Source organism: Succinimonas sp., from assembly GCF_045225735.1.
GTDB lineage: Bacteria > Pseudomonadota > Gammaproteobacteria > Enterobacterales > Succinivibrionaceae > Succinimonas.
This window is the reverse complement of the sequence record NZ_JBGVBR010000263.1, coordinates 1-5855: the sequence shown is the minus strand read 5'-3', so window position 1 is coordinate 5855 and position 5855 is coordinate 1. Positions and strand designations below refer to the sequence as shown.

The window sequence follows — 5855 nt, the reverse complement described above, 5'->3', positions numbered from 1 at the left end:
GGCGGCGCAGTGCTGGCCACCATCCGGGTTCTGCACCATCACACCCGCCGCTTTGCCGCGCTGAGCTTCCTTATCCGGGTTTACGTGAACATCATAAGGGGCACCCCGGTAATGGTGCAGCTTCTCATTATCTACTACGTGATTTTCGCGGCGGTGGACATTGACAAGATCCTGGTGGCCATTATCGCCTTCGGCTTGAATTCCATGGCCTACACCACCGAGATCTTCCGCTCAGGTTTCATGGCCGTCCCCAAGGGACAGTTCGAAGCCGGTTATGCTCTGGGACTCCGCCCCTTTACTCTGATAAGGCGCGTTATTTTCCCGCAGGCCCTTAAGAATTGTCTCCCGGCCCTGGCCAACGAAGGCGTTTCCCTCATCAAGGAAACCTCCATCTGCGGCTACATCGGCCTTATGGATCTCACCCGGGGCGGCGTGGTTATCAGGAACACCACCTTTGAGGCCTTCCTGCCTCTCCTGGCGGTGGCGCTGATCTACCTCACCATTATCGGCACCCTCTCCGCAGGCGTGTCCCGTCTGGAAAGGAGCATGAAGAAAAATGACAAGTAATAATGCAGGCAGACCGGAAAAAGAAGTGCCGGAAAATACCGCACCGGAGACAGCTGCTCATGAAGCGGCAGCTCCGGAAAACACCGCCGGACGGAATCCGGACAAAGCTCCCCTTCTGGAGGCTCAGAACATCAGCAAAACCTACGGCCAGAACACAGTGCTTAAGGATGTCTCCCTGAAGGTTTTCAAGGGGGATGTCATTGCCATTATCGGCCCTTCCGGCTGCGGGAAGTCCACCCTTATCAGAATGCTGAACCTGCTGGAAAGGCCCACCTCCGGGAAGATATTTTTTGAGGGGCAGGATCTTACCGCTCTGAAGCCGGAAGCGCTCCTGGAGGTCTGCCCCAAAATCGGCATGGTATTCCAGCAGTTTAACCTGTTCAGCAATCTCACGGTTCGGGAAAATGTTACTCTGGCTCCGGTGATCCATAAGATATGCTCCAAACAGGAAGCGAACGCCAGGGCTCAGGAACTTCTGGAAAAGGTGGGCCTTGCCATGCATGCCGACAAATATCCCGCGCAGCTTTCCGGAGGACAGCAGCAGCGGGCGGCCATTGTGCGGGCTCTTATGATGTCGCCAGCCGTGGTGCTCTTCGACGAACCCACCAGCGCTCTGGATCCGGAAATGGTCAACGAAGTCCTGGAAGTAATGAAGGGGCTGGCCGCACTGGGCATGACAATGCTGGTGGTCACTCATGAAATGAATTTTGCCCGGAAGGTGTCAAACCGGGTGCTGTTTTTAGATAACAAGGGCATTCAGGAACAGGGCACTCCGGAAGAGATCTTTGATAATCCCCGGGATCCGCGGCTTAAAAGCTTTCTGGGGCAGATTGCAAAGGAATAAGGGAGAAGAAACCGGCTTCCCCTGCTCCGAATTCCCTAGGATCTGGCAAGACAGGAAATCCGACCCTTACATCTGGCGGGACTGCTGGCAGCAAAGGAAGGTTCGAAGGGAGATTGGAATGTGCGATGATGTGTTATGCGATCCGGATGATATTTCCCAAGGAGGGGATGAGGGATGCGCGGCGTGCCTGGGCGAACTTTTGGTGGTTTTTCCGTTATATACGATACTTGGAATTTTGTTAGCGATCTTGTATTCGCCTTTCATGATGGATTCGACACCGCCTTATCAATTTTTTCACCTTACTGTAGAACTGAGCCTGATTGGATTGTACTTTACAAAACATATTTGTTTATGGCTGTGGAAGCAGATTGCAAAACTGATTGATGGAACGTAAAAATAATTTCCCAAAGGCCACTGAGCCACACGCATTGAATAAAACATGAGGGATAGCATGAGAAATCGTAATCGCTACGAACCTGATGATGACGAGATTCCTCTGAGTGCATCGGCTACGCAGCAGCTTGCTTTTGGAGTGCATATACCGCACGCAGTAACCACTCCATCAACGCTCAAGCTGACAGCAAGGCGCATATAAAATTCCCGCTCCTCATTGCTTTTACTGCTGCATGATGAGCAAAAGATTCGTCAAACTAAAAAGTGTCAGCAGTGCTGACACTTTTTAGTTTTCGGGGCAGATTTAAAAAACGATTGCTGAAAATACCCAAACGGCTTAATACATCTCTTTTGGTTTAAGAGGTGAAGAGCCCTTTGAAGACTCTGAATAACCGACGCCCCAGTATCAGGAGACATCAGTTCAGGCAGAAATACCCGGAACGGCATCGTTGGCAATGGCAAGGTTCTTTTGCCAGTCCCACACCCGCCAGTCGCAGGCTTTCAGATTCTTTTCCGCTTCATGCTTGAGGTTCGACAGGGACATTTCCATTCTGGTCCAGTGATCTTTGGTAATACGATGCATTTTATCGGGATCAAACTCCTCTCCGGCCTCGGCAGCCTTAAGACAGCCGTAAACAAACATGTGGCAGTTATTCATGATGAGATTATATTTGCCCAGATCCTCTCCAGCCATGCTGAGAGCCCGCCGGGCCACTTCGGGATCACCCACCGGGGTGTCGCCCTTGCAGGATACATAAATGGTGGAAGTAGCTCCAAAGCCGTTAGCGGTGAATACCTCCGGCGTTACCAGCTTGATAATGCTCTGTCCGTTATCATTCTGCAGCTCCGCAATGCAGTTTTCTCCGCCGCCCACATAGATGCCGGAATGTTCTGCGTAGCCCGCTCCCAGATCCCGGTACAGCACAGATCCTAAAGCCGGGGTATCCACCTTGGCATCAACGTAGTTGCCCTTGATGGTATTAATGGCAGCCCTGACGGGAAACTGGGCGGCGAACATAAAGGCAAAAACTCCAGCAGCCTTTAACAGCTTAATTGCGGTGTCGCTGGAACTGTCCTTTCCTGGTTCTTTATCCTTTTCCTCTTCCATAGAGAGTCTCCTTGGGTATGGCACAAGCGAATGCGAAGCTTACAATGTTTATCCAAAGTCAAATATCATAATGGAATATTATTATCAAAGAGTGTTGCGCAAAATTTAAATTTTGATAAACATTGAAGAAACTCACGAAATATTGAGTAGAGACATTGCTGTCTAAATATTCAATCATTGCTTAGAATATTTATGTCTCCAACATAGCATATGCAAGCCTGCGAGCAGACTTGCATATGCATGTAATAATATCAGCACATATGAACAATGACATTAACTTATTTTTTGCGCGTCACTTTCCCCATTTTCATTTGAGACGTCCTTTGAGGCATTATTTGCAGAGTTTAATTTTTCCTTAATTATATCCTCAAGTTTTTTCCCATTTACATTAATGCCTTTTTCTTTTTCAAGATTATCAACTGCTTCTCTCTTATTCTTAAATGCCTGGAGGAAATCATCAAAAGTAAATACAGACTTTTCATGTTCTTGAGTAGCTTTTTTGATTATGCATTCCAAAACCGCATTCTTGATTTCTCTAGGAGAGATAAGTCCTATTGCCTGAGATAGTTTTAATAATTCCTCACTAGTCAGTTTATGTTCTAAAGGCAATTCATCGGGAATCATCTTCAAAATTATTTGGCACCGAGATGATTCATCAGGCAAATCAAACTGAATTTGCTTCAGGATGCGGGATTCAAATGCCACGTCAAAATTCTTAACAAGGTTTGTGGCAAAAATTACAATTCCATGAAACTCTTCCAAAAGAATCAGCATCTGACTTCTCAGGGAATTAAGAGCCTGATCAGCCCCCTGAGAAACATTTTGGATTCTTTTGCCCAAGAATGAATCGGCTTCATCAAAGAATAAAACACAATCATTTTCTTTAGCATAATTAAATGCACTCATAAGATTCTTTGCCGAATCACCAACATATTTAGACTCAATTTCAGCGTAATTTAAAGCTAAGATTTTCTTACCTATTTTACGAGCAATGGCATGAGCGCACATTGTCTTGCCGGTTCCCGGCTTACCGTAAAAATTCAAAATACATCTGGGAACCGGATCTACAGATTTGAAATTCCATTTATTAAAAACTAAATCCTGAAGCTCAATTAAATTCATAGCACTGTAAATTTCATCGAGCTTTTCCTTTGGGATAACGATTTGACCAAAATCGTATTTTCCCTCAACGGCAATAAAATTAGACACCTCGGCGGCAGACTGTATTTCCTGCTGCACCTGCTTAAAAGTTAAGACAATCCTTAATATTGTTGAAGTAGGCAGGTATGATTTAAACTTAAATTCCTTTGAATGAATATAACTGTCTACCTCGGAACATAATTTCAAGCTGTTTTTGATATCAGGATTTGCATTATTCTCTAAAATATAAACTTTGTTATAACTCTTGCAATCTTCTACAAATAATTCAAACGTTAACACCAAGTGAGAAAATTCACTTTCATTGACTTTTTTCTTAATCAAATTACGTAATTCAGTTTCAAATAAACTGATTCCGAAATCTGGGTACAAAGTCTGACAGGTTGAAGGCGTGTCAGAGCTTCACTCCCAGAACAGATTTTGGGAGCAGTTATGAGTTACGTTTGGACCAGAGAAGAAATTGCACTCATAGGCAAAAACCCGCACGTTACGAGTATTTCCGAAAAAGGAGGCCTGCGCTTAGACAAGGAATTCATAAACCAACTGTACAAGGCCTGGTCAGTTCATAAAACACCGCAAACAATCCAATCATTCTTTAAAAACTGCGGCTTTCCCTGCGAGATCATGTCTCAGGAGTTCTTCTGCTCCATAAGCTCCCGTCTCAGAAAAATCGACGCGATGAAGGTGCGTCAGGGCCTTTCCCCCAATTCATCTGCCAGCAATTCCGGCGACATCAGAAGCGCCTCTCTGAGTCAATATGCAGACCATCCTCTTGTTGTTAGAGCTTCAAACGGCCGTTACGGTCTCAGCGACGAATTCTATAACGAGGCTCTCCGGCTCTTTCAGCTGGGATTCGGCATTCCTCAAATTCTTGAAGTGTACGAGATAGACGCTTCCGTCGTCTCTCCCGGCGCGCTGAAAGGCATCAGCAGGAAGCTGGCCTGCTGGAAGAATACAGCGGCAGCCGGCGAGCTGACGGCTGAACAACGCTGCCGGTATGCCGGGAACCGGATAAAGCTCCTGGAAGAGGAAACAGCCAGAGTGTTTGCCGGCTTCAGGGCGAAAATCCCTGCAATGACACGCGCTGAATTAAGAGAGTTCTGCCGATTTGTCGATGCGCTGCCGGCGGATGCGGCGCAGGGGTACGGCAAAAAGGAACTGATAGCCATGTGCGGGCTCTCAAAAACCAGGTACTACCGCATTCTGTCGGATGAGTCCTATGTCATGACGGAGGAGCTCCGCAACAGCAGGGATGATGAGGACTTAAGAAAAATCAGGCAGGTGCTGGAGCGGTATCCCTTCCCCATGGGAATAAGGCAGATCTTCATGCAGCTTCCCCGCGTCACCGGGGTGTCCTTCAGCTTTAACAAGCTGCGCCGGCTCCTGAAAAAGTACGGCATCTCCTGCCAGGTGCGGCGGCCGAGGAACGCCAACCGGGCCAGGCGGGAATGGCTTAAGGAACACGTAAAGCCCAACCATCTCCGCCGCAGGTTCCGGCTGCACCGTCCCGGGGAGGTGATCCTCTCCGATGTCACGTACCTGACCTACGCTCACGGAACCAGACGGGCCTACGGCTCATCGGCAATAGATCCGGTCACCGGCAAGCTGCTGACCTTCTGCGTAAGCAAAAACAACGACCTGGCTCTGGGGCTGAATACCCTGACAAAGCTCTCGGAAATCCCGGGACTGGAGAATGCTCTGTTTCACAGCGACCAGGGAATCCTGTACCTGACTGACGAGTTCCAGAACCGAGTCCGGGAAATGGGCATGACGCAGTCCATGTCC

6 protein-coding genes are annotated in these 5855 nt (G+C 47.8%); 4 read left to right on the top strand and 2 right to left on the bottom strand.

What is annotated here, in order from left to right:
• From ACJROR_RS09370 to ACJROR_RS09360, 3 genes are all read left to right on the top strand, one after another.
• On the top strand, positions 1 to 567 hold a 567-nt coding region (locus tag ACJROR_RS09370; protein WP_406546871.1), incomplete at its 5' end, for an amino acid ABC transporter permease.
• Entirely contained in the window at positions 557 to 1411 is an 855-nt protein-coding gene (locus ACJROR_RS09365; RefSeq protein WP_406546870.1) for an amino acid ABC transporter ATP-binding protein, read from the top strand. The genes ACJROR_RS09370 and ACJROR_RS09365, both read left to right, overlap by 11 nt.
• Positions 1412 to 1529: 118 nt before the next feature.
• On the top strand, positions 1530 to 1805 hold the full coding sequence (locus ACJROR_RS09360; RefSeq protein ID WP_406546869.1) for a hypothetical protein: 276 nt from the start codon (positions 1530 to 1532) through the stop codon (positions 1803 to 1805).
• 420 nt (positions 1806 to 2225) lie between these two features.
• On the opposite strand, the gene ACJROR_RS09355 is transcribed toward ACJROR_RS09360, so the two are convergent.
• Together ACJROR_RS09355 and ACJROR_RS09350 are read right to left on the bottom strand one after the other, a co-directional pair.
• The gene (locus tag ACJROR_RS09355) at positions 2226 to 2912 is read right to left on the bottom strand and encodes a lecithin retinol acyltransferase family protein (RefSeq protein WP_406546868.1); all 687 of its coding nucleotides are present in this window, start codon (positions 2910 to 2912) and stop codon (positions 2226 to 2228) included.
• Between the two features lie 273 nt (positions 2913 to 3185).
• Positions 3186 to 4394 (bottom strand): ATP-binding protein, encoded by a 1209-nt coding sequence (locus tag ACJROR_RS09350; RefSeq protein WP_406546867.1) that lies wholly within the window; start codon positions 4392 to 4394, stop codon positions 3186 to 3188.
• Between the two features lie 108 nt (positions 4395 to 4502).
• On the opposite strand from ACJROR_RS09350, the gene ACJROR_RS09345 reads away from it, so the two are divergent.
• The coding region (locus tag ACJROR_RS09345; RefSeq protein WP_406546866.1) for a DDE-type integrase/transposase/recombinase at positions 4503 to 5855 on the top strand (1353 nt) is incomplete at its 3' end.